Annotated in this window: 18 protein-coding genes; 8 read left to right on the plus strand and 10 right to left on the minus strand. The window is 72.7% G+C overall.

The features are described 5' to 3' along the window. Positions 1–11 precede the first annotated feature (11 nt). From ACGF13_RS06935 to ACGF13_RS06945, 3 genes are all read right to left on the minus strand, one after another. A complete protein-coding gene (locus tag ACGF13_RS06935) occupies positions 12–845 on the minus strand; it encodes an HAD family hydrolase (RefSeq protein ID WP_392869686.1) in 834 nt (277 codons plus the stop codon). After that, positions 845–3,580, minus strand: a complete 2,736-nt coding sequence (locus ACGF13_RS06940) for a phosphoribosyltransferase (RefSeq protein ID WP_392869688.1) — start codon at positions 3,578–3,580, stop codon at positions 845–847. The genes ACGF13_RS06935 and ACGF13_RS06940 overlap by 1 nt, the downstream gene beginning before the upstream one ends. Positions 3,581–3,782: 202 nt before the next feature. Further along, on the minus strand, positions 3,783–4,991 hold the full coding sequence (locus ACGF13_RS06945; RefSeq protein WP_392869690.1) for an HpcH/HpaI aldolase/citrate lyase family protein: 1,209 nt from the start codon (positions 4,989–4,991) through the stop codon (positions 3,783–3,785). A 367-nt stretch (positions 4,992–5,358) separates the two neighbouring features. On the opposite strand from ACGF13_RS06945, the gene ACGF13_RS06950 reads away from it, so the two are divergent. Next, positions 5,359–6,501 carry a TerD family protein gene (locus ACGF13_RS06950; protein ID WP_392869692.1) on the plus strand — a complete coding sequence of 381 codons (1,143 nt, stop codon included), beginning with the start codon at positions 5,359–5,361 and terminating at the stop codon, positions 6,499–6,501. Positions 6,502–6,598: 97 nt separating this feature from the next. Here ACGF13_RS06950 and ACGF13_RS06955 read toward each other — a convergent pair whose 3' ends face one another. Further along, the gene (locus tag ACGF13_RS06955; protein ID WP_392869694.1) at positions 6,599–7,339 is read right to left on the minus strand and encodes a Tellurium resistance; all 741 of its coding nucleotides are present in this window, start codon (positions 7,337–7,339) and stop codon (positions 6,599–6,601) included. 341 nt (positions 7,340–7,680) lie between these two features. Between ACGF13_RS06955 and ACGF13_RS06960 the strand changes: the two genes are divergently transcribed. Next, positions 7,681–8,847, plus strand: a complete 1,167-nt coding sequence (locus tag ACGF13_RS06960) for a DUF2637 domain-containing protein (RefSeq protein WP_392869695.1) — start codon at positions 7,681–7,683, stop codon at positions 8,845–8,847. A gap of 102 nt (positions 8,848–8,949) precedes the next feature. Here the strand turns inward: ACGF13_RS06960 and ACGF13_RS06965 are convergent, their stop codons facing one another. The 5 genes from ACGF13_RS06965 to ACGF13_RS06985 form a co-directional block, all read right to left on the minus strand. Then, positions 8,950–10,047, minus strand: coding sequence for a DUF475 domain-containing protein (locus tag ACGF13_RS06965; protein WP_392869697.1), 1,098 nt, complete (start codon positions 10,045–10,047; stop codon positions 8,950–8,952). Between the two features lie 146 nt (positions 10,048–10,193). Then, positions 10,194–10,772 carry a TerD family protein gene (locus tag ACGF13_RS06970; protein WP_392869699.1) on the minus strand — a complete coding sequence of 193 codons (579 nt, stop codon included), beginning with the start codon at positions 10,770–10,772 and terminating at the stop codon, positions 10,194–10,196. Positions 10,773–10,999: 227 nt separating this feature from the next. Beyond that, complete coding sequence (locus ACGF13_RS06975; protein WP_392869701.1) at positions 11,000–11,575, minus strand: TerD family protein; 576 nt, start codon at positions 11,573–11,575, stop codon at positions 11,000–11,002. A gap of 222 nt (positions 11,576–11,797) precedes the next feature. Beyond that, a complete protein-coding gene (locus tag ACGF13_RS06980) occupies positions 11,798–12,256 on the minus strand; it encodes a peroxiredoxin (RefSeq protein ID WP_392869702.1) in 459 nt (152 codons plus the stop codon). A gap of 257 nt (positions 12,257–12,513) precedes the next feature. Continuing rightward, positions 12,514–12,951 (minus strand): DUF3052 domain-containing protein, encoded by a 438-nt coding sequence (locus tag ACGF13_RS06985; RefSeq protein ID WP_392869704.1) that lies wholly within the window; start codon positions 12,949–12,951, stop codon positions 12,514–12,516. Between the two features lie 516 nt (positions 12,952–13,467). On the opposite strand from ACGF13_RS06985, the gene aceE reads away from it, so the two are divergent. Then, complete coding sequence (gene aceE, locus ACGF13_RS06990) at positions 13,468–16,218, plus strand: pyruvate dehydrogenase (acetyl-transferring), homodimeric type (protein WP_392869706.1); 2,751 nt, start codon at positions 13,468–13,470, stop codon at positions 16,216–16,218. A gap of 153 nt (positions 16,219–16,371) precedes the next feature. On the opposite strand, the gene ACGF13_RS06995 is transcribed toward aceE, so the two are convergent. Then, a complete protein-coding gene (locus tag ACGF13_RS06995; protein ID WP_392870102.1) occupies positions 16,372–17,961 on the minus strand; it encodes an MFS transporter in 1,590 nt (529 codons plus the stop codon). 232 nt (positions 17,962–18,193) lie between these two features. Here ACGF13_RS06995 and ACGF13_RS07000 point away from each other — a divergent pair, with 232 nt between their 5' ends. The 5 genes from ACGF13_RS07000 (at position 18,194) to ACGF13_RS07020 (ending at position 23,564) form a co-directional block, all read left to right on the plus strand. Next, positions 18,194–18,874 carry a TetR family transcriptional regulator gene (locus ACGF13_RS07000; protein WP_392869708.1) on the plus strand — a complete coding sequence of 227 codons (681 nt, stop codon included), beginning with the start codon at positions 18,194–18,196 and terminating at the stop codon, positions 18,872–18,874. 132 nt (positions 18,875–19,006) lie between these two features. Next, positions 19,007–20,338 carry a sensor histidine kinase gene (locus tag ACGF13_RS07005; protein ID WP_392869710.1) on the plus strand — a complete coding sequence of 444 codons (1,332 nt, stop codon included), beginning with the start codon at positions 19,007–19,009 and terminating at the stop codon, positions 20,336–20,338. After that, positions 20,335–21,009, plus strand: a complete 675-nt coding sequence (locus tag ACGF13_RS07010) for a response regulator (protein ID WP_392869712.1) — start codon at positions 20,335–20,337, stop codon at positions 21,007–21,009. Before ACGF13_RS07005 ends, ACGF13_RS07010 begins: the two co-directional genes overlap by 4 nt. 157 nt (positions 21,010–21,166) lie before the next feature. Further along, the gene (locus tag ACGF13_RS07015; RefSeq protein WP_392869714.1) at positions 21,167–22,291 is read left to right on the plus strand and encodes an alpha/beta hydrolase; all 1,125 of its coding nucleotides are present in this window, start codon (positions 21,167–21,169) and stop codon (positions 22,289–22,291) included. Positions 22,292–22,319: 28 nt separating this feature from the next. Next, positions 22,320–23,564: an acyltransferase gene (locus ACGF13_RS07020; RefSeq protein ID WP_392869716.1), complete on the plus strand. Its 1,245-nt coding sequence runs from the start codon at positions 22,320–22,322 to the stop codon at positions 23,562–23,564. Positions 23,565–23,643 lie beyond the last annotated feature (79 nt).

The raw sequence follows: 23,643 nt of genomic DNA on the forward strand, positions 1-23,643 counted from the left end.
TTCCGGACCGGTCAGACCCCGACGGGCAGCGCCGACGCCCCCGCCAGGAACCTCCGGACGATCTCCTCCCCCGCCGTCACCCCCACCTCCGTCAGGGCGGTGACGCCGGGGGCCGTCCAGCCGCTGTCCGCGAGTTCGCCGTGCCCGGGGCGCCAGCCGGCGTCCGCCGCGAGCAGCAGGTCCGCGTCGAGCAGCGAGTCCCCGGCCGCCAGCACGGTGTCCGCGCCGGTACGCCGGACGACCTCGGCCAGCGCGGCGCTCTTGGTGAGCGGCGCGGGCACCGCGTACACCTTGCGGCCCTGCAGGGAGACCGTCCAGCCGCGCTCGGCGCACCAGCCGGTCAGCTCCGCCAGCCAGCCCTCCGGCAGGGCGGCGCGCTCGACCACCAGGTAGGCGAACAGCTCGTCGGCGACCTGCCGCTTGTGCGTCCACTCCGGGTCCGCGCACAGGGCGAGCCGCCGCACGACCTCCTCCAGCGGGGCCGAACCGGCGGCGATCCGCGCGGTGATCTCGGCCCGCCAGTCGCCGTCCGGGACGCCGTCCACCAGCAGTTGCCCGCCGTTGGCGCAGATCGCGTACGCGGGGACCCAGTCCGCCGTCGGTCCCGGCAGGTTGACCCGCCCGTACTGCTCCGGCGTCCGGGTGGTGGCCGGGACGAAGCAGGCCTCGCGGGCGAGTTCGGCGAGCAGTCCGGCGGCGCGCTCGGTCATGAAGGACAGCGGCCGCCCCTGGTACACCTCGACGCAGAGCAGCCGCGGCGCCGACCGGTCGGGGGCCGCCAGGGCCATGGCCCGCTCGGAGTAGATCAGCGTCCGGTCGAGGTCGCTGGCCACCAGAACACCCATCAGGAATCCCTCCCCGGGACCGAAATCGAAACCGAACCCGACAGCGAGCCCGAACCCGAGCCCGAAAACGCGCCCGAACCCGCGCCCGGAACCGCACCGGGAACCGCACCCGGAACCGACACCACGGCGTGCCCGTCGCCCCCGGTCGCCCCGCGGCTGTAGCGGGGGTGGATCAGGCCGACGCAGGTGTACGGCAGGCCGTCCACCTCCTCGACCTCCACGCCGCGCTGGGCGGCGAGCAGCCGGACGTGGTCGAGGTCCGCGCCGGCGCCGCGCCGGGCGAGGATCCGCCAGGGGACGCGGCGCAGCAGGACCCGGGTGGTCTCGCCGACGCCGGGCTTGACCAGGTTGACGTTGTCGATGCCGTACTCGGCGCTGATCCGCTCGACCGCGGCCCAGCCGGCCCAGTCGGGCGCCCGGTGCGGGTCGTCGGCGAGCCGGTCGGCGCCCGCGACGGCCGCGGCGCGGACCTCGCCGAAGCGGGCGGCCACCGCGTCCAGGAAGGCCGCCGAGACGTCGCTCCCGGCCAGTTCGGCATAGTGCTTGGCGCCGTGGAAGTCGTCCGGCCCGATCAGCCCGGCCCGCAGCACCGTGCGCGAAACCAGCCCGGAGACGGTGGAGTTGAGGCAGGCGGACGGGATCAGGAAGTCGTCCCGGGTGCCGTACGTCCGCACGCAGCGGCCCGGGTCGGCGAGCACCGCGAGGTCCGGGTCGAAGCCGGTGCCGGCCAGTGTGCCGGCGAGTTCACGGGTGATCGCGCCCTTGCCGGTCCAGCCGTCCACGAACACCACGTCGCCCGCGCGGTGGTGGGCGGCCAGGTAGCGCAGCGCGACCGGGTCCATGCCACGGCCGCGCACGATCGAGACCGTGTAGTGCGGCACGGACAGGCCGTGCGCGAAGGCCAGCCAGCGGCGGACCAGGATGCCGACGGGCGTGCCGGCCCGGGCCAGCGAGGCGAGCACCAGCCCCGGGCCGCGCTCGCGCAGCAGCGTCTCGGCGACGGTGCCGACGGCGAGCGCGATCCGGCCTGCGGAGTCGCGCAGCGCCTGGTGGAACAGCTCCTGGTACTCGGGGCTGGGCTGGTACTCGACCGGCAGCGACTCGGCGTAGTGCGCGCCGCCGTTCTGGACGGCCTCCTCGCGCTCCTCGGTGGGCGCCTCGAGCGCGACCCCGGAGAGGTCCTTGAGCAGCCAGGCCACCTCCTCGGCCGGGTACGAGGAGAACGCCGGCCCGTACAGGGGCGCGGGCAGCGACGCGGGAACGGATGGCAAAAGGGGCGCCGGCCGCGACACAGGGTCGGGCAGCGCCTCGGCCGCGGACGGCGCCTCGACCATGGACGGCGCCTCGACCACAGACGGGGCCGAGGCGCCCGCGGACGCCGAGGCGGCCACGGCCACCGGCCGGTGCGAGGGCAGCACCGCGAGCACCACCTGGTCGGTCACCCGCCGCAGCTGCCCGAGCAGCGCCCGCTCGCCCTCGTGCAGCGCCGGGGTGTCGGCCACGTCGTCGACCACCAGCACCACGGCGTCGAAGCGCCGCGCCGGGTCGCTGCCCGGGGCGACGTTGTACGCGTAGCGCTCGGGCGAGCCGCCGTCCTGCGGGTCGTCGTGGGCGGGGAAGGCGAGCCGGGTGCGGATGGCGTAGCCGGGGTCGTCCACCGCCAGGACGGGCGAGCGGGTGGTGGTGGAGAACCGGACGCGGTCGCCGCCGAGCCGCTCGGCGAGGGCGTCGGCCAGGCGCAGCGGCGCGTACATCAGCTCCTCGAAGCCGAGCACCAGTACCCGCTGTGCCCCGGCGGGCATGGCCTCGGCCAACTGACCGGCCAGCCGGGGGAGTTCGGCGTCCAGCCGGGCACGGTCGCGGGCGGTGAAGCCGTGCCGGCCGCCGTCCGGGAGGCCGGCGGGCCAGTCCAGCTCGACTCGGGCCAGCGGCGCGACGCCCGCCGCCTCCGGGTGCCCGGCCGCCGCTCGCCCGGCCCCCGGACGCGCAACCCCCGGATCCCCCGGATCCCTCGCCGCCTCCCCCGCCGCCTCGGCGATCAGCCGCTCGGCCCGGCTCGGCAGGTCCTCGGGCAGCTCGACGCCGCCGCTCGCGGTGGCCACCAGGTCCAGCCGGACGCCGAGTTCGGCGGCGGTCAGGTCGAGCCGCCGCCGGTCGGCCGCGGAGCGCAGGTCCACCAGGGCGACCACCACGTAGTGCCCGCGCGGGTGGCGGGCGTGGAGGTCACGGATGGTGTTGAGCACCGTCTGCCCGGTCGAGAACTCGTCGTCCACCAGCACCAGCGGCCCGTCCCCGGCGAGGAGCCCGGGGTCGGCCGGGAGCAGCAGGTGCGAGGTGGCGTGCGAGTGCTCCTCCTCGAAGCCGCCCACCGGGGCCACGCCGGGCACCGGGCGGCGGGTGGAGTGCAGGTAGGGGGCGTCCAGGCCGTCGGCGACGCTGTGGCCGAGGCCGGTGGCGGTCTCCGCGTAGCCGAGCACGACGGCCCGCCCGGCCGCGCGCTCGCCGAGCAGTTCGCGGACCCGGCGGCCGAGTTCGAGTCCGGTGCCGTGGACCACCGAGGGCCGCTGCGGCACGTGCTTGCCGAGCACGGTGGAGACCAGCAGGTGGGCGCGCTTGGGGTTCCCCGAGCGGAGGGCCAGGCCGACGAGTTCGGGGAGGCGCTCGGAGCCGGTCAGCGCGATCCCGGCCCGGTCGGCGACCCAACGGCCGGTCCACGTCTGCGGTGTTGCTGTCACTACTGGTCCTGCCTTCGGTGGTGCGATGGTGCGTTGGTCATATCCGCGCTCACGGATCCGTCATATCCACCCCGGGGAAACCGGAGGGAACGGCTCGGGCTCGGCCACGGAAACAGTCGGCCCCCGGGTACCGGCCACCCGGGGGCGAGCCGTACGGAAGTGAGCCGTACGGGAGTCAGCCACTCCGGAACCGGCCGCACGGTCAGCCGCACAGGCAGGCCGACAGCAGTTCCGCGAAGCTCACGTCCTCCCGGGCCACCCCGAACACCTCCGCCCGCAGCAGCACCCGCTCCGCCCAGGCCCGGTGCGGCCGGGCCTCGTTCATCTTGTTGGTGTACGCCGAGCGCAGTACCCCGCCGCCGCCCTGCTCCTGCCGGAGGATGTCGCGGGCGTCGCAGTACTCCTCGTGCGTGACCACGGAGAGGGCGTGCACGGCCGGAACGTGGCTGGGGTGAATGCAGGTCTTGCCGAGCAGGCCGTTGGCCCGGTCGAGTTCGACCTCCCGGATCAGCCCGTCCAGGTCGTGTTCGATGATCCGCCGGCGGACCTCCTCGCCGGAGGCCCGGAGCGCCCCGGAGGCGGCGGAGAGCGAGGCCCCGGCGAACGGGGTCCGGCGCAGCTGCGGCTTGAACATCCGCTCCTGCACCGGGAAGTACTCCCAGACCGGCCCGGTGACGGTGTACCCGGTGCCGTCCGCCCGGCCGAGCACGTTGACCACGTCCCCGATCACCGCCGCGACCAGTGCCACGTCGTACGCGGTGAGGTCGGGCGAGCGCCGCAGGCCGTACGCGGAGCAGAGGTCTGTGACGCCGAGCCGGACGGCGAGCACCCGGTCGCGGTGGCCGGCGAGCAGCTCGGCAATGCCGAAGAGCTGCTCCCGCCTGGTTTCCAGGTGGGCGAGTTCGGGCGACTCCAGGACGGGCATGGCGAACAGCCGCCGCCCGGTCGCGGCCTCGGCGGCGGCCAGCGCGGCCAGGTACTCACCGCCGTTCGCGGGGGTGAACTTCGGCAGCACGAAGCCGCTGAGCAGCTCGACGGCCGGTCCGAGGCGTTCGGCCAGGTCGAGGATCTGGGTGGCGGCACGGACCCTGATGAAGAGCAGGGGGTGGCTCTGTGTACAGTCGGTGAAATCCTTGACCAGGTCATTCAGCTGTTCGACCAGGTTCCGCTCGCCCGCGTCCACCTCGTGGTCGGCGATCGCGTCCTCCAGGCAGAGCACCATCGACACCACGCCCCGACCAGCGAGTTTGCGGATGTCCGCGGCCAGCGCGGGCCTGGTGGCCGGGCTGTAGAGGGTGCCGCCGAGGGCGGTGGCGAGCACCGTCGGCCCGCTCCGCGCACTGAACGGGCGCGGCTGTTCCAGGAAGAGCCGGCCGCGTACGTCCTCGGCGAGGTGGCCGAAATGGCGCAAGGTGCTCTCCTCCAGGAAGTGGACCGGCCTGCGGCCCGTTGCCGACGACACCCTGGTCAACCGGCCGACCGGGTGCCATGGTTCCCGGGCACGCCTCCGCCGGACGCCCCTGTGCCGACCCCCCGGGGACCTTTCGACCGCCCATCGTACGGACGGGATCCGGCCGGTCCCGGTTCCCCGGCACTGAACTCCCGGAACATCCCGGTCCACTTGGACGATCACGGATGATCACGGTTGTGACGGCCATGAACCTCGGAATCGACGGCGGCAAACCTCGGAAAGCGCAAGTCTTGGCAAAGTCCGACGCGGCACGGACCGCTCCGGTCACGTTGTCCGAAGGGGTGGCGAACAGGCAGGATGGTCGGCTATGACGCACGTGATGGCCAAGGGCGCCAACATCGCACTGCCGGCGGCGGCGGTCCGCGCCGTGCTGCGCTGGAGCGCCACGCCCGGTGCGCCGGACGTGGACGCGTCCGCGCTGCTGCTCGGCGCCACCGGCAAGGTCCACTCGGACGCCGACTTCGTCTTCTACAACCAGCCCCGCCACCCCTCCGGCCTGGTCCGCCACCTGCCCAAGCAGCAGACCTCCGGCGGCGCCGAGATCATCGACACGGTCGAGGTCGAACTGGGCAAGCTGCCCGCCGGGGTGGACCGCGTGGTGCTGGCCGGCTCCTCCGAGGGCGGGCCGTTCCGCGCGGTGCCGGGGCTGCGCCTGCTGCTCTTCGACGCCACGGCCGGCGAGGGCGCGCCCGCACTCGCCGAGTTCGCGATCGACGACGCCGAGAACGTCACCGCCCTGGTCGCGGGCGAACTGTACCGCCGCTCCGGCGCCTGGAAGTTCCGGGCGATCGGCCAGGGCTACACCTCCGGGCTGATCGGCCTCGCCACCGACTTCGGCATCACCGTGGACGACGAGGCGGAGGCCGACCAGGCGCAGGCCCAGGCGCCCGGGTCCACCACCACCGCGGTCGGCACGCTCGATCCGCGCAGCACCCCGATGCCGGACCCGCGCTCGACCACCCCCGAGCCCGGCACCTTCACCCTGGCCCCGGCCGTCCCGCAGACACCGCCCGCCCAAGCTCCGGCCGCCGCCGGCGCAGCGGGCACCGCGCCCGCACCGGCGACCCCGCCGCCGCCCGCGGCCCCGCCGACCATGCCCCCGCCGCCCACCGCGCCCCCGGCCCACCAGCCCGGTCAGCCCGGTCAGCCCGGCAACGGTTACGACTACCCCCAGCCCGGCACGGGCTACGGCTACCCCCACCAGCAGCAGCCCGCCGGCGGCTACGGCTACCCGCAGCCCGGCGGTTACGGCTACCCCCAGCCGAACCAGCCGGTCCAGCCGGTCCAGCCCGTCCCGCAGCAGCAGGGCCCCGCCGGCTACGGCTACCCGCAGCCCGGCACCGGCCAGCAGCCGCCCGTCCCGCCGCAGCCGCCGACGGCCCAGCCCCCGGCACCCACCGGCGAGGAGTTCGCACTGCCCCCGCAGGGCCCGCAGTTCCAGCCCCGCTGACGCCCCCGGTCCCGCCCGCCACAGGACCACCGATCGCCATCGGTCGCCCGGCCGCACTCAACCGCTCAACCGCTCAACCGCTCAACCGCTCAACCACTCAGTCGCTCTTGTACCCGCGCTGCCACTGCATCCCGAACCCGTACAGCCGGTCGATGTCCGCCTGGAACCCGTTGACGTACCGCACCTCGCGGCGGACCCTCAGCTGGTTGTCCCCCGCGTTCTCGATCAGCACCACCGCGCAGGAACGCGCCGCCCGGGCCCGCTCGTCCAGCTTGATCTCGATCCGCGGCCCGGTCTGCGGCACGATCGTGACCACCGCGTTCGACTGCTCGAAGGCCGGCGTGCCGTCGTAGATGTAGACGAAGATCAGCAGCCGCTTGAACTTGTCCTTCTTCTCCAGGTTGACGTACATCGTCTCGCCGGACGGCGCCCCGTACTGGTCGTCGCCGCTGAGCTTGATGTACGGCGCGTTCTGGAGGTCGCCGAAGAGCCCGCCGAGCGGCTGCACCACGCCCGTGCTCCCGTCGGAGAGCTCGTACATGCAGGCCAGGTCGAGGTCGACGTTGGTCGGCTCGGCGTTCTGCGGCGAGTCCGGATCCTGCGGCCGCAGGATCCGCGGGCTGAAGAACCGCCTGACGGACTCCCGCGGGCTCGGCCGGGCGGCGCCCCCGGAGCTCATCGTCCAGTGCAGGTTGACGTAGAGGTAGCCGGTGGTGGCGGCCGACCCGGTGATCGCGTGCTGCGGGGCCGACTTGGTGAGTATGACCTTGTGCTGACCACCGGGGTTGTCGAAGGTGTAGCTCTTGTCCCCGCGCAGGTACTCCCAGATCGAGACCATGCAGTCCTCTCCCCCCTGCTCCCGTCAGGCGTTCTGACGGCCCGCCGACCAATGATCGGGCATCGGCCCGGCCGTCGGATACCCCGTTCACCCCCTCCCCTACCCAACCTGGCCCGACCGGCGGGTCGATTGGCCCCGAGAAGCCGCCCTCCCGTAACATGCCGCCCCTTCGGACGCGATATCGTCTAGCCGCACAGGTGTCCCGTCCGCCCCTGCGCGGGCGCGGCGGGCATGCCGTGCGGCGACGAACGAACCGTCAGGCAGTGCCCGCACGGCGGGTCCTGACCGTCTGTGTCGCACTGTGATCCTGTCCCCTGCGGAAACCCGAGGCCCGACCCGCAATGAACCTGACCTCCATACAGCTGGTCTGGACCGTCGTCGGCGGCGCAGCCCTGCTGTTCGTCGCCCTCCTGATGGCGACGCTGCGCTTCAAGAACTCGAAGAAGGACGAGTCCGGCGACTCCTGGGAGCGCAGCGAGGAGCGCCGCCGCCGCAAGGAGATGATCTACGGCATCTCCTCGTACACGCTGCTCTTCTGCTGTGCCGGTGTCGCCGCCGCGCTGTCCTTCCACGGCCTGGTCGGCTTCGGCAAGGAGAACCTGGGCCTGTCCGGCGGCTGGGAGTACCTCGTCCCGTTCGGTCTGGACGGCGCCGCGATGTTCTGCTCGGTGCTCGCCGTCCGCGAGGCCAGCCACGGTGACGCCGCGCTCGGCTCCCGCCTGCTGGTCTGGGTGTTCGCGATCGCCTCGGCCTGGTTCAACTGGGTGCACGCCCCGCGCGGCGTGTCGCACGACGGTGCCCCCCAGTTCTTCTCCGGCATGTCGATCTCGGCGGCGATCCTGTTCGACCGGGCACTGAAGCAGACCCGCAAGGCCGCACTGCGCGAGCAGGGCCTGGTGCCGCGCCCGCTGCCGCAGATCCGCATCGTCCGCTGGCTGCGCGCCCCGCGCGAGACCTACGCGGCCTGGTCGCTGATGCTGCTGGAGAACGTCCGCAGCCTGGACGAGGCGGTCGACGAGGTGCGCGAGGAGCGCCAGGCGAAGCTGGACGCCAAGGCCCGCGCCCGTACCGCCGACCGCCGTGAGCGGGCCGAGATGAAGGCCATCTCCCGCCAGACCGGCATGCTCGCCCGGGCCCGCGGCGGCCGCCAGGTTCCCGCCCTCACGGCTGCCGGAGACGGCCCGAGCGCTACGGAGCCTGCCCTAGCCGCGGGAACCGACGCCACCACCTCGACCTCGGCCTCCTCGTACTCGGCCTCGAAGCAGTCCGCCGACCCGCTCGAGCCGGCTGCCCTGGACTCCGGCCTCCGGCCGCGCGCCGCCGTCAGCTCCTCGTACACGTCCTCCTCGTACGCGTCCTCCTCCTACACGTCCTCCTCGGTCTCCGGCACCGGGTCGTCCCGCAGCGGCTCGACCGTCGACCTGACGGCCGACGACGACACCCTGTCGATGCCGAAGCTGGACTCGCTGGAGCGCAAGCTGCGCGCGATCGAGCAGCAGCTCGGCTGACGGGCCCCGCACCCCACAGGAACGACCAGGGACACACGACGAACGGCCGCCCCCGGGAAACCCCGGAGGCGGCCGTTTCGCGTGCCGGTCGTCGGACGGCGGTTACTTGTTGCCGCTGCCGACCAGTTCCGGTTCCTCGTCCGCGCCCTCGCGCCGGTTGCGCAGGATCGACGAGCCGAGCGCCAGCCCGATGAAGGCGACGCCGATCAGGCCGGTGACGATCTCCGGGATGTGGTACTTGATCCCGACCAGCAGGATCGCCGCCAGCGCGCCGATCGCGTAGTGCGCGCCGTGCTCCAGGTAGACGTAGTCGTCCAGGGTGCCCTTGCGGACCAGGAAGACGGTCAGCGAGCGGATGTACATCGCGCCGATGCCGAGGCCCAGGGTGATCTGGAAGATGTCGCTGGAGATGGCGAACGCGCCGACCACGCCGTCGAAGGAGAACGAGGCGTCCAGGACCTCCAGGTAGAGGAAGAGGAAGAACGCCGCCTTGCCGCCGACCTGGACGATCGACTTGCCGGCCTTCTCCGCCGCCTCCTCCCGCTCCTCCTCGGCCTCCAGGCCCGACTCGAAGATCGAGGAGAGGCCGTTGACGGCGAGGTAGGTGACCAGGCCGAGGACGCCGGCGAGCAGGACGGTCTCCGCGTGCTCCTCGGCGAAGAAGTTGGAGGCCAGCAGCAGGGCGACCAGGGCGACGACGGTGGAGAAGGCCTCCAGCTTGCCGACCTTCTCCAGCGGCCGCTCGATCCAGGCCAGCCAGTTGTAGTCCTTCTCCTCGAAGATGAAGTCGAGGAAGATCATCAGCAGGAAGACGCCACCGAAGGCCGCGATGGCCGGGTTGGCCGCCTCCAGGTACTGGGCGTAGGTGAGGCCCTCGTGGGTCTTGTCGGAGTGCAGCGCGAGGTCGATGACCGTCGCGGGGCTGAGCTTCGCGGTGAGGCCGACGACCAGCAGCGGGAAGACCAGGCGCATGCCGAAGACCGCGATGAGGACACCGACGGTCAGGAAGATCTTCTGCCAGTACGGGTTCATCCGCTTCAACACCGTGGCGTTGACCACCGCGTTGTCGAACGACAGGGAGATCTCCAGGATGGAGAGGATCAGCACGATGCCGAAGCCTTGGGCTCCCCAGAGCAGTCCGGCCGCGACCAGGCCGATGGCGGTGATCGCGAACGACCAGCCGAATGTGCGGAGGAACACGGGAGTTGGCTACCTTTCGGGTTCTGGCCGTGCCGGGGGCGGCCTCGTCCCGAGACGCCCTGACCGGGCCGGGCCCGGTCAGGTCACCCCCGCACTGCCCTTTGTTCTCATGATCGGGTCGGGTGCGATAAGTCCGATTTCCGCCCTTACTGTACGTTCACGCCGAAGTCGAGCGCGATGCCGCGCAGGCCGGAGGCGTACCCCTGGCCCACCGCGCGGAACTTCCACTCGCCCGCGTAGCGGTACAGCTCGCCGAAGATCATCGCAGTCTCGCTGGACGCGTCCTCGGACAGGTCGTAGCGGGCGATCTCCTGGCCGTCGACCGAGTTGACGACCCGGATGTAGGCGTTGCGGACCTGACCGAAGTTCTGGAACCGCGCCTCGGCCTCGTAGATCGAGACCGCGAAGATCACCTTGTCGGCCTGGGCCGGGACGAGGTCCAGGTTGACCAGGACCACCTCGTCGTCACCCGTGTCGTCGCCGCCGGTGAGGTTGTCGCCCTGGTGCTCCACCGAGCCCTCGGGGCTCTTGAGGTTGTTGTAGAAGACGAAGTACTCGTCGCCGAGCACCCGCCCGCCACCGCAGATCAGGGCGCTCGCGTCGAGGTCGAACGGGGCGCCCGTGGTCGAACGGGCGGACCAGCCGAGGCCGATCTGGACCTGCGTCAGGTTCGGCGCGGCCTTGGTGAGCGAGACGTTGCCACCCTTGGCGAGCGTGACCACCATGACGTTCTTCCTCCCTTGCTTCTCCCGGGGCGCCTTCCAGGTGTAATCCCCCGCGACCCCGGCCGACCGGCTCCGGTCGGCTGAACTTCCTGAACTCACATCCTCGCAGCGCGACGGACCACCGCGGCACCGGGGCGGACGCAACCGGGGCGGCCCCGGACCACGGAGGTCCGGGGCCGCCCCGGCGGAACGGCGCGGGACCCGCGCCGCAGGGTGTGCCCGAAGGCTCAGACGTTGACGCCGAAGTCCTGCGCGATGCCGCGCAGGCCGGAGGCGTAGCCCTGGCCGATGGCGCGGAACTTCCACTCGCTGCCGTTGCGGTACAGCTCGCCGAAGACCATCGCGGTCTCGGTGGAGGCATCCTCGGAGAGGTCGTAGCGGGCCAGCTCCGAGTTGTCGGCCTGGTTCACCACGCGGATGAACGCGTTGCGCACCTGGCCGAAGTTCTGGCCGCGGGTCTCGGCGTCGTAGATCGAGACCGGGAAGACGATCTTCTCCACGTCCACCGGCACGCCGGCCAGGTTGACCTTGATCGCCTCGTCGTCGCCCTCGCCCTCGCCGGTCAGGTTGTCACCGGTGTGCTCGACCGAGCCGTCCGGGCTCTTCAGGTTGTTGAAGAACACGAAGTTGCCGTCCGAGGCGACCTTGCCCTGGGCGTTGCACAGCAGGGCGCTGGCGTCCAGGTCGAAGTCCGCACCGGTGGTGGTCCTGACGTCCCAGCCCAGGCCGACGACCACGGCCGTGAGGCCCGGTGCCTCCTTGGTGAGCGAGACGTTGCCGCCCTTGCTGAGGCTGACTCCCACTAGTCCTCCAAGAATCGGGAGGCACGTCCAGTGGTGCCCCCGGTGGTGCGGTCCGGGGCGTCGGGAGGCCCATCGGCTCCCGCACCCCACCCCGCCAACGGCCCGAGCGTAGTACGGGGTTCCCGTCCGCACCCCTGATCAGGCCGGACACGGCCCGACGGCACCCGGCCGGCGGGTGCCGCGGGAGCGGGCGCGGCGCCGTCGGGGCACTGGGCGGGGGCCTCAGAGCGCCGCGAGGACCTTCAGGTACTCCTGCTCGTCCCGGGCGTCCGGGAGGCCGTTGACGACGCTCCAGCGCACCGTGCCCTCGGTGTCGATCACGAAGGTGCCGCGCAGCGGGCAGCCCCGCTCCTCGTCGAGGACGCCGTACGCGCGGGTGACCTCGCCGTGCGGCCAGAAGTCGGCCAGCAGCGGGAACTCCAGCCCCTCCCGGTCGGCGAAGACCCGCTGGGAGAACTGCGAGTCGCAGGAGACGCCGAGCACCTGCACGGTGTCGTTCTGCAGGCCCGCCAGCTCCCGCTGGATCGCGCCCAGCTCGCCGGTGCAGACGCCGGTGAAGGCGAACGGGTAGAAGACCAGGACGACGTTCTTGCGGCCGCGGAAGTCGGAGAGCCGGACGGTCTCCCCGTGCTGGTTGTTGAGCTCGAAGTCCGGAGCCGGGGTGTCGACCTCGATGGCCATGGACGGGACCTTTCTGACGCGACCACGCCGCGCGGCGGGCGCGGCAGGCCACATCCTCGCATTCGTTTACGGCGGTTCGACCGAACGGATGAGGCGGGCGGTCGCGGCCCCGGTCCGTTCGCCGTGCGCGAACGGGGCGGCGGGCCGTCCGGGTGTGTCGGGGGATGCGGCGCCGGGCAGTGCGGCGCCGGGAAATGCAGCAGGCCCCGCCGGAGGAGTTCCTCCGGCGGGGCCCGGTGCGGGGCTTCAGAGCCCGCTCAGCGCTTGCCGCCCTTCATCGTGGACTTGGTGGCGAGCCGGGTGGCCGCCCAGTCCTTGACGATGTTGATCGAGCTGGTCTGGGAGAGGCCCGCGGTCTTGGCCGCGTCGTTGATCTCGGAGGCCTCGATGTGGCCGTCCCGCCCGGTCTTGGGCGTCATCAGCCAGATCAGGCCGCCCTCAGCGAGGTACTCCAGCGCGTCGACGAGGGCGTCGGTGAGGTCCCCGTCGTCGTCGCGGTGCCACAGCAGGACGGCGTCGGCGACGTCGTCGTAGTCCTCGTCGACGAGATCCGTACCGGTGAGCTCCTCGATGCCCTCGCGGAGGTCCTGGTCAGTGTCTTCGTCGTACCCCAGCTCCTGGATGATCTGGCCTTCTTCGAAGCCGAGACGGGTCGCCGGGTTGGACTTGTCCGCGGGGTCCGCGGTCGCGCTCACGGGAATAACCTCCAGTATTCGGCTCGGCATCCATGCCGAGGCTGTGGCCGTAGTCCACACGGGCGCGGCGGTTCGCGCAAGTACCCGACCCCCGATCCCCTCCAAAGGTTGACGTGTCGCAGCGGGACACGCCGCGCGGCGTGGCGGGAATCACACCGATTTGCCCTTTTCTGCATGGTCCGAGGATGCTTCGGGTGGTCCCGGTCCACAGGCCGTACGCACGACCGAGATGCGAACGGCATTCGGGTCCGCGCGTGCGCGGGCGTAGAGTCTCCTGTTGGCCCTCACCCCGGCCGCCCGCCATCGGGCGGACGGGACACCAGGTCGGACCACCTCTTTTCGTAACACCCGGGGGTGTGCGGAGCGGACGAAGACGCCCGCACCGCGCGCCACCAGACCGGACCGCCCACCAGGCGGAACGGTTACCGGTCGGTAGAGATGACGGATCTCCGAGCGCGGTAGCACGATGGAGGCGGCGCGACACACCTCAGTTTCGACCGACAGTGAAGGAACAGCGTGGCTTCCGGATCCGATCGCAACCCGATCATCATTGGCGGCCTTCCGAGTCAGGTCCCGGACTTCGATCCCGAGGAGACCGCGGAATGGCTGGAGTCGCTCGATGCGGCCATCGACGAGCGGGGGCGTGAGCGTGCCCGTTACCTGATGCTGCGGCTGATCGAGCGCGCCCGCGAGAAGCGTGTCGCCGTGCCCGAGATGCGCAGCACGGACTACGTCAACACCATCGCGACCAAGGACGAGCCGTTCTTCCCCGGCAACGAGGAGATCGAGCGCAAGATCCTCAACGCGACCCGGTGGAACGCGGCCGTCATGGTCTCCCGGGCCCAGCGCCCGGGCATCGGCGTCGGTGGCCACATCGCCACCTTCGCCTCCTCCGCGTCGCTGTACGACGTCGGCTTCAACTACTTCTTCCGTGGCAAGGACGCCGAGGGCGAGTCCGGCGACCAGGTCTTCTTCCAGGGCCACGCCTCCCCCGGCATCTACGCCCGCGCCTTCCTGCTGGACCGACTGTCCGAGCAGCAGCTCGACGCGTTCCGCCAGGAGAAGTCGAAGGCGCCGTACGGCCTCTCCAGCTACCCGCACCCGCGGCTGATGCCGGACTTCTGGGAGTTCCCGACCGTCTCGATGGGCCTCGGCCCGCTCGGCGCGATCTACCAGGCCCGGATGAACCGCTACCTGGAGCACCGCGGCATCAAGGACACCTCCGACTCGCAGGTCTACGCCTTCCTCGGCGACGGCGAGATGGACGAGCCCGAGTCGCTCGGCCAGCTGTCCCTGGCCGCCCGTGAGGGCCTGGACAACCTGACCTTCGTGGTCAACTGCAACCTGCAGCGCCTGGACGGCCCGGTCCGCGGCAACGGCAAGATCATCCAGGAGCTGGAGTCCCAGTTCCGGGGCGCCGGCTGGAACGTGATCAAGCTCATCTGGGACCGCAGCTGGGACCCGCTGCTCGCGCAGGACCGCGACGGCGTCCTGGTGAACAAGATGAACACCACCCCGGACGGCCAGTTCCAGACCTACGCGACCGAGACCGGCGACTACATCCGCGAGCACTTCTTCGGCAGCGACCTGCGCCTGCGCGCGATGGTCGAGAACATGTCCGACCAGCAGATCCAGCACCTGGGTCGCGGCGGCCACGACCACAAGAAGGTCTACGCCGCGTTCAAGGCCGCCCGCGAGCACAAGGGCCAGCCGACGGTCATCCTGGCGCAGACGGTCAAGGGCTGGACGCTGGGCCCCAACTTCGAGGGCCGCAACGCCACCCACCAGATGAAGAAGCTGACGGTCGAGGACCTGAAGCGCTTCCGCGACCGGCTGCACCTGCCGATCACCGACAAGCAGCTGGACGAGGGCTACCCGCCCTACTACCACCCGGGTCGCGACTCGGAGGAGATCCAGTACATGCACGACCGCCGGCAGGAGCTCGGCGGCTACGTGCCGACCCGCAAGGTCCGCCCGCGGAAGCTGGAGCTGCCCGGCGACGACGCCTACAAGGCGGTCAAGAAGGGTTCCGGCAACCAGACCATCGCCACCACCATGGCGTTCGTCCGGGTGCTCAAGGACCTCATGCGGGACAAGGGCATCGGCAACCGCTTCGTGCCGATCGCCCCGGACGAGTACCGCACCTTCGGCATGGACTCGCTGTTCCCGTCGGCCAAGATCTACAACCCGCTCGGCCAGACCTACGAGTCGGTCGACCGGGACCTGCTGCTGGCCTACAAGGAGTCGCCGAAGGGCCAGATGCTGCACGACGGCATCTCCGAGGCCGGCTGCACCGCCTCGCTGATCGCCGCCGGCTCGTCCTACGCGACCCACGGCGAGCCGCTGATCCCGGTGTACGTCTTCTACTCGATGTTCGGGTTCCAGCGCACCGGCGACCAGTTCTGGCAGATGGCCGACCAGCTGGCCCGCGGCTTCGTGATCGGCGCCACCGCCGGCCGCACCACGCTGACCGGTGAGGGCCTGCAGCACGCCGACGGCCACTCGCACCTGCTGGCCTCGACCAACCCGGGCGTCGTGGCCTACGACCCGGCGTACGGCTTCGAGATCGCGCACATCGTCCAGGACGGTCTGCGCCGGATGTACGGCTCCAGCGCCGAACACCCGCACGGCGAGGACGTGTTCTACTACCTCACCGTCTACAACGAGCCGATCAAGATGCCGGCCGAGCCCGAGAACGTGGACGTCGAGGGCATCCTCAAGGGTCTGCACAAGTACGCGCCGGGCACCGCCGGCCAGATCCCGGCCCAGATCCTCGCCTCCGGCGTGGCCGTGCCGTGGGCCCTGGAGGCCCAGCGCATCCTCGCCGAGGAGTGGAACGTCAAGGCCGACGTCTGGTCCGCGACCTCCTGGAACGAGCTGCGCCGCGACGCGGTGGAGGCCGAGGAGTTCAACCTGCTGCACCCCGAGGAGCAGCAGCGGGTGCCGTACGTCACCCAGAAGCTCCAGGGCTCCGAGGGCCCGGTCGTCGCGGTGTCCGACTGGATGCGCGCGGTGCCGGACCAGATCGCCCGCTGGGTGCCGGGCCAGTACCAGTCGCTGGGTGCCGACGGCTTCGGCTTCGCCGACACCCGTGGCGCGGCCCGTCGCTTCTTCCACATCGACGCGCAGTCGGTCGTCCTGGGGGTGCTCACCGAGCTCGCCAAGCAGGGCAAGATCGACCGCTCGGCGCTGAAGGACGCGATCGACCGCTACCAGCTGCTGGACGTGGCCGCGGCCGACCCGGGTGCCGCCGGCGGCGAAGCCTGATCAGCCCGTAGGCACTGAGGGGCCGGACTCCCGTACGGGGGTCCGGCCCTTCGGCGTGCGCCGCGCACTCGCGCGCCTGACGGCGGGAGCACCACGACGGCCCCGGACTCCGAGGAGTCCGGGGCCGTGGCGTTGCGGCGTCGGGGGCGCCCGTCAGATGTGCACGGCCGGGCCCGCGTCGGTGGTGCCGCGGCGGGTGAGCAGGCCGAGCACGGCGGCGGCGAAGGCCACCACGGCGGCCACCGCGAAGGCGAGCGACATGCCGCTCACGAAGGACTCGTGGACGGCGCCGGCCATCGCGTCCACCGCCTGCTGCGGGGTGCCGGCCGGGGCCGGCGGGGCGATGCCGAGCTGGGCGGCCTGCTTGAGGCCCTCGCCCGCCGTGCCCTCGACCGGCGGCAGGCCGGCCTTGGCCCAGTTGCCCGGCAGCACGTCGCCGACCTTCGCGGCCATCAGCGCGCCCAGCGCCGCGGTGCCGAGGCTGCCGCCGACCTGCATCGCGGCCTGCTGGAGGCCGCCGGCCACGCCGGAGAGCTCCAGCGGGGCGTTGCCGACGACCACCTCGGTGGCGCCGACCATGACCGGGCTGAGGCCGAGGCCCAGCAGGACGAACCAGAGCGACATCACGCCGTTGCCGGAGTCGGTCTCCAGGGTGGACATGCCGAACATCGCGGCGGTGGTGATCAGCATGCCGGCCACGATCGGGATGCGCGGGCCCAGCTTGCCGATCGCGATGCCGGCCAGCGGCGAACCGACGATCATCATGCCGGTCATCGGCAGCAGGTGGACGCCCGCCTCGACCGGCTTCATCCCGTGCACGTTCTGGAGGTAGAAGGTCACGAAGAAGAGCGCGCCGAAGAACGCGAAGGCCATCAGCACCATCAGCAGCACGCCCGCCGACAGCGGCACCGAGCGGAACAGGCCGAGCGGGACCAGCGGCTCCTTCGCCCGGCCCTGCCAGAACGCGAACAGCACCATCAGGACCACCGCGCCGCCCAGGAACAGCAGCGTCCTGGTGTCGCCCCAGCCCCACTCGGGGGCCTTGATGATGCCGAAGACCAGCGCGAACATCCCCACCGAGAGCAGCGCGATGCCCGGCAGGTCGAAGGACTTGGCGGCGTTCTCGGCCCGGACGTCCCTGAGGATCCACAGGCCCAGCGCCAGCGCGATCAGGCCGACCGGGATGTTGATGAAGAACACCGACTCCCAGCTGACGTGCTCGACCAGCAGGCCGCCGACGATCGGACCGGCCGCGGTGGAGGCGCCGATCACGCCGCCCCAGATGCCGATCGCCATGTTGAGCTTCTCGGCCGGGAAGGCCCCGCGCAGCAGGCCGAGCGCGGCCGGCTGGAGCAGCGCGCCGAACAGGCCCTGGAGCACCCGGAAGGCGATCACGGTCTGGATGTTGCCGGCGAAGCCGATCGCGGCCGAGGTGGCGGCGAAGCCCACCGCGCCGACCAGGAAGGTGCTCTTGTGGCCGAAGCGGTCACCGATCTTGCCGGCGGTGATCAGGAAGACCGCCAGGGCCAGCAGGTAGCCGCTGGTGACCCACTGGATCTCGGAGGGCGCCGCGTGCAGCTTCTCCTGGATCACCGGGTTGGCGATGGCGACGATCGTGCCGTCCAGCGCGACCATCATGACGCCGACCGCGACGGTCAGCAGGGTCAGCCAGGGGTGCCCCTTGAGGCCGCCCCCCGACGGTGGATTCGGCGGCGGCGGTGCGTCCGCCTCGGAGTTCTTCACGACGGACTGGCTCATCTGGGCCCTCCGGGGGCGTGGCTCGGTTCAGGACGTGGTCGTGGCGCCCCGGCCCACCCGTCCCCACAGGTGCCCCGGCCCGACGGACGCCACCACGGCAGATTATGTCAGCCTCTGACATACGGCAAACAGTGACTTCTGACCAGCACTGACATTTGTCAGAGCGCTAAGGTTGTGCTCCCACCCGCCCCACCCCGCGCTCCGGAAGGCCCCCGCCATGGCCGCTCACGCCCCCCGCACCACCGACGCCCCGGAGGGCCCCGCCCGCACACCGGGGCTGCGCGAGCGCAAGAAGCAGCAGACCCGGACCGCCCTGATCCAGGCCGCCCACGTGCTCTTCCTCCGGCAGGGCTTCGCCCACACGACCGTCGACGAGATCGCCTCCGCCGTCGACGTCTCCCAGCGCACCTTCTTCCGCTACTTCGCCAACAAGGACGAGGTCGCGCTCGCCGTGATGGCCGTGGCCGAGGACTACTTCATCGCGTGCCTGCGCCGCCGCCCGGCCGAGGAGACCCCGCTCCAGGCCCTGCGCGCCGCGATCGTCAAGGCCTGGCTCGACCTCGGCAGCGCGGAGGGCTCCGGCCCCGACTCGATCCACAGCGCCCTCGAACTCATGCGGATGATCGAGGAGACGCCCCCGCTGCTCGCCGCCCACCTGCGCCGGGTCACCGAGCAGGAGCAGGTGGTGATCCAGGTGCTCGCCGAACGCGAGGGCCTGGACCCGGCCGAGGACCTGCGCCCGGCCGTGCTCGCCGCCGTCTTCGCCAGCCTGCTGCGCTCGGCCCACCTGGCCTGGAGCGCCGAACGCGAGCCGGCCGGCCCCGAGGGCATGGTCGCGGTGATCGAGCGCTACTTCGACCAGCTCGGCCCCGCCCTGGCCGGCCACTGGCGCCCGTAGCACCACCCACCCGCGGTACCGCCCGGACCCCGCCCGTCATACCGGGGTATCACCCGATACCCCGGTACCACCCGGAAGTTCGCGCTCCAGTCCGACGCCCGACACGGGCCCGGCCACCTAGGGTGGCCCCCGATGAAAACGCCCACCAGAGCCGACGGCCGCGGGTTCGCGCTGCGCCAACTGCGCACCCTGCGGCACCACCTGACCACCCCGAGCGAGGACCACACCCCGCTGCTCGGGGACTCCCGCCGGCGCTGGGTGCGCCGGCTCCCGTACATCGTCGTGATCATCCTGCAGGCCTCGCTGATCCCCACCGGGATCGTCAACCTGGTCGGCTTCTACGGCCTGGCGGTGCCGGTGGCCGGCGCGCTGACCGTCGCCCAGACCACGCCGCTGTTCCTCGCCGTCACCCGGCCGCTGGCCGCCTGGTGGATCAGCGCCGCCACCCTGGTCGCCACCGCCGCCATCACCGCCCGCCACGAGCAGGTGATGGGCAGCTGGCCGTGGACGGCTCCGATGATCATCGGGTACGTCTTCCTGCTGCTCGCCCTCGCGCTGCGGGAGAGCCGGGCCACCCTGGTCTCGGTCTGGGTCGCCACCATCCTGCTCACCGTGGTCACCACCACCCTCGGCCTGCCCCGGCCCGGCGACGGCACCACCGTGCTGCTGATCGCGCTCAGCGGCGCCGCGCTGCTGCTCGGCTGGGCCGTCCGGGACCGCGCCGTGGCCCGCCGGCTGCTCACCGAGCAGGAGCAGATCAGCGAGGTCGAGCGCGAACGCCGCACGCTGCTGGAGGAACGCGCCCGGATCGCACGGGAGTTGCACGACGTGGTGGCCCACCACATGTCGGTCATCGCGGTGCAGGCGGCCAGCGCGCCGTACCGGATCGGCGGCGTACCGGACGAGGCCGCCGAGGAGTTCACCGCGATAGCCGGCACCGCCCGCGAGTCGCTGGCCGAGATGCGCCGGCTGCTCGGCGTGCTGCGCAGCGAGGAGTCCGGCGGGGACAAGGCGCCCCAGCCCGGGGTCGGTCAACTCGCCCAGCTGGTCGAGACGGTGGGCCGGGCCGGGGTGGCGGCCGAACTGACCCTGGAGCCGGACGCGGCGGACCTGGCAGGCCAGGCGCCGCAGGCCGTCGGGCTGTCCGCGTACCGGATCGTGCAGGAGGCGCTGGCCAACGTGGTGCGGCACGCCCCCGGCGCGCGGACCTGGGTCTCGCTGACCACGGACGGCCCGGCGCTGCTGGTGACGGTGGTCAACGCGCCCCCGCCGCAACCCACCGAGTCGCTGGAGGCCTCGGTGGAGGGCACCGGGCAGGGGCTGGTCGGAATGCGCGAACGCGTCCGGCTGGTCGGTGGCAGGCTGGACACCGGTCCGCTGCCGGACGGCGGCTTCAAGGTGGCCGCCGTCCTGCCCCTCGACCGCCCCGACAGCCCCGACACCCCCCGGGAGACCACCGCATGACCATCCGCGTGATCATCGTCGACGACCAGGCCATGGTGCGCGCCGGCTTCGCGGCCCTGCTCAACGCCCAGAGCGACATCGACGTGGTGGGGGACGCGGCGGACGGCGCCCAGGCCCTGGAGGTCAACGGCCGCACCCACCCGGACGTGGTGCTGATGGACGTCCGGATGCCCGTCATGGACGGCCTGGAGGCGGCCCGGCGGCTGCTCGACCCCGAGGTGCCCGGCGCCCACCGGCCCAAGGTGCTGATGCTGACCACCTTCGACGTGGACGACTACGTGTACGAGGCGCTGCGCGCCGGGGCCAGCGGCTTCCTGCTCAAGGACGCCCCGCCGGCCGACCTGATCGCCGCGGTCCGGGTGGTCGCCGCCGGCGAGGCGCTGCTCGCCCCCTCGGTGACCCGCCGGCTGATCGAGGACTTCGCCCGCACCCGCCCGGCGAAGCGCCGCGACCCCAAGGTGCGGCTCAACGGCCTGACCCCGCGCGAGACCGAGGTGCTGGAGCTGATCGCCCGCGGCCTGTCCAACCAGGAGATAGCCGCCGGACTGGTGCTCGCCGAGCAGACCGTCAAGACGCACATCGGGCGGATCCTCGCCAAGCTCGGCCTGCGCGACCGCGCCCAGGCGGTCGTCCTGGCCTACGAGTCGGGCCTGGTGGCACCGGGTCAGTAGCCGGCGCCCGCCCGCTCGGGCGGCCCCCCTGATACCCGGGTAGCACCCGGGAGTTGGCCCCGCGGTGTGACGTCCGCGGGGCCGTCGCGTTCCTACCTTCCTCTCCACCGGACGCCGAACCGACTCGGCGGCCGCGCCGACGAGGGGGAGCACGGACATGCGCAGGTTCCGGACCAGACGGGCGATCGCCGCCACCGCGCTGGCACTGGCGGTGGCGCTCGGCACGGGCGGCTGGGCCGCCGACACCCAGACCCCCGTCACCGGCCCGCCGCCCGGCAGCGCCGCCTGGACCGCCGACACCTCGCTCGGCCTGCGGCCGCCCGACCCGGCCACCGCCGCCCCGGCCCTTGTCGCCGCGTTCTTCGCCGGGTTGGCCCCGGCCACGCAGGAGGCCCTGGCCGCCCGGCACCCGCTGGTGGTCGGCAACCTGGACGGCGCCCCGGTCGCCCTCCGGTACCGGGCCAACGCCCTCGCCCTGGCCGCCGAACGCACCCGCGAACTCGCCCGGGCCACCGACCCCGCACTCACCCCGCAGGACCACGCGGCCGCCCGCACCCGGGCCGAGCGCTACCGAGCCCTGCTGGACGGCGGCCGCCAGGTCCTCGCCTTCGACCCGCGCGGCCGCGGCCAGGTCGCCGAGGTGTACGGCGACCTCGCCACCGCCCGCCGCACCGCCGTGATCGTCCCCGGCTCGGACATCGACCTGCTCCGCTTCGACCGCGCCTCCGACCCGTACGGCACCCCCGCCGGCATGGCCCGCGCCCTCCTGGACGCCACCGACCGGCAGACCGCCGTGATCGCCTGGGCCGGCTACACCACCCCGCTCGGCCTCGGCCCGGACGCCGCCACCGAGGACCTGGCCCGGGCCGGCGCCCCGCGCCTCACCCGACTGCTCGACGGACTCGCCGTCACCACCCGCCCACAGGCCCCGCCCACCGTGTTCTGCCACAGCTACGGCTCCGTGGTCTGCGGCCTGGCCCGCCCCACGCCCGCGCAGGCCTCCGGCGTGGTGGTGCTCGGCTCGCCCGGCATGGGCGTCGACTCGGCCGCCGACCTCGACCCGGGCGTCCCGCTCTGGGCCACCACCCGCAACGGCTCCGACTGGATCGGCGAGGTGCCCAACGTCCGGCTGTTCGGCCTCGGCCACGGCGCCGACCCGACCGGCACCGGCTTCGGGGCCCGCCCGCTGCCCGCCACCGGATCCCACGGCCACACCGGCTACTTCGCCCCCGGCACCGCCTCCCTCGCCGCCTACGCCGACGTCGCGCTCGGCCGCGCCTGACCGCCCGCACCGGAAGGAACACCACGCCATGGCCGGCACCACCACCCCCAGCCCGCTCACCGCCCTGCGCCGCGCCGCCGCCCGCGTCGACGCGAAGACCCCGGCCGACCGCGACCGCGCCCTGGACGGGCTGCGCGCCCTGGCCCTGCTCGCCGTGCCCGTCGGACACTGGATGCTCGGCGGCTTCACCCGCACCCCCGACGGCGCCCTGCACAACGCCAGCCCGCTCTCCACCCTCGACTTCTTCGCCCCGCTCAGCTGGGTGCTCCAGATGCTCGGGGTGTTCTTCCTGGTCGGCGGCCACTCCTCGGTCCGCTCGCTGGAGCGCGCCCGGGCCAAGGGCCTGCGGACCCGCGACTGGCTGTGGGCCCGTACCGTCCGGCTGCTGCGCCCGGTGCTCGGGGTGGCGGCCGTCTGGGCGGCGCTGGTCCCGCTGCTGCCCGCGCTCGGCGTCCCCGCGGACACCCTGCGCACCGGCGCCACCCTGGTGGTGCAGCCGCTCTGGTACATCGCCGTCTACCTGGGGCTGACCGCGCTCACCCCGCTCTGCGTGGCCGCCGGGCGCCGGCTCGGCGGCTGGTCGGCGGGCCTGCCGGTGGTCGTGGTCGCCGCCGTCGACCTGCTGCGGTACGGGCCGTGGGCCGGGGCGGTGCCGTCCTGGGTGGCGCTGCTGAACATCCTGCCGGGCTGGCTGTTCGGCTACCAGCTGGGCGTGCTCTGGGCGCAGGGCCGGCTCGGCCGCCCGGCGGCCCGGGTGCTGCTGCTCGGCGGCGGCGCGCTGTTCGCCGCGCTGCTGCTGGTCTTCCACTACCCGGCCAGCATGGTCGGCGTGCCCGGGGCCGCGCGAACCAACTCGCACCCGCCGTCCCTGCTGGTGCTCGCCCTGGCCGCGTTCCAGTGCGGCGCCGCGGTGCTGCTGCGGGAGCGGCTGGGCCGGCTGCTGACCCGCCGCCCGCTGCTGTGGCTGCCGGTCGTGGTGGTCAACCTGTCGGCGATGACGGTCTTCTGCTGGCACCAGAGCGCGATGCTCGCGGTCGCGGTGCCGGGCGCGGCCGTCCTGGGCGCCGTCCCGGGCCTGACCACCGCGCCGGACTCGCTCGGCTGGGTGGCCGCCCGGCTGGCGCTGCTGCCGCTGTTCGGCGCCGTACTGGTGGCGGTCGGCTGGTTCACCCGCCGGTTCGACGGCCCGTGGACGGCCTTCTCGCGGGGCGGCAAGGCGGTGGCCGGGGCGGCGGCGGCGCTGTTCGCCGCGTACGCGCTGGGTGTGGTGTGACGGCACGCCAGGCGTGAGCCGCCCCCGGTGCGCCGTGCCGCGCGCCGGGGGCGCGCTGTCGGTGCCCTGCCCTACCCTG

This window comes from Kitasatospora sp. NPDC048286, from assembly GCF_043201735.1.
Classification (GTDB): domain Bacteria; phylum Actinomycetota; class Actinomycetes; order Streptomycetales; family Streptomycetaceae; genus Kitasatospora.

What these genes read in the sequence shown, in the direction of transcription:
- ACGF13_RS07000 (WP_392869708.1), top strand. Translation starts at nt 18,194, where the DNA reads ATGGCCGCTCACGCCCCCCGCACCACCGACGCCCCGGAGGGCCCCGCC.
- ACGF13_RS07020 (WP_392869716.1), top strand. Translation starts at nt 22,320, where the DNA reads ATGGCCGGCACCACCACCCCCAGCCCGCTCACCGCCCTGCGCCGCGCC.
- ACGF13_RS06950 (WP_392869692.1), top strand. Translation starts at nt 5,359, where the DNA reads ATGACGCACGTGATGGCCAAGGGCGCCAACATCGCACTGCCGGCGGCG.
- ACGF13_RS07010 (WP_392869712.1), top strand. Translation starts at nt 20,335, where the DNA reads ATGACCATCCGCGTGATCATCGTCGACGACCAGGCCATGGTGCGCGCC.
- ACGF13_RS07005 (WP_392869710.1), top strand. Translation starts at nt 19,007, where the DNA reads ATGAAAACGCCCACCAGAGCCGACGGCCGCGGGTTCGCGCTGCGCCAA.
- ACGF13_RS06935 (WP_392869686.1), bottom strand. Translation starts at nt 845, where the DNA reads ATGGGTGTTCTGGTGGCCAGCGACCTCGACCGGACGCTGATCTACTCC.
- ACGF13_RS06960 (WP_392869695.1), top strand. Translation starts at nt 7,681, where the DNA reads ATGAACCTGACCTCCATACAGCTGGTCTGGACCGTCGTCGGCGGCGCA.
- ACGF13_RS06955 (WP_392869694.1), bottom strand. Translation starts at nt 7,339, where the DNA reads ATGGTCTCGATCTGGGAGTACCTGCGCGGGGACAAGAGCTACACCTTC.
- ACGF13_RS06980 (WP_392869702.1), bottom strand. Translation starts at nt 12,256, where the DNA reads ATGGCCATCGAGGTCGACACCCCGGCTCCGGACTTCGAGCTCAACAAC.
- ACGF13_RS06970 (WP_392869699.1), bottom strand. Translation starts at nt 10,772, where the DNA reads ATGGTGGTCACGCTCGCCAAGGGTGGCAACGTCTCGCTCACCAAGGCC.
- ACGF13_RS07015 (WP_392869714.1), top strand. Translation starts at nt 21,167, where the DNA reads ATGCGCAGGTTCCGGACCAGACGGGCGATCGCCGCCACCGCGCTGGCA.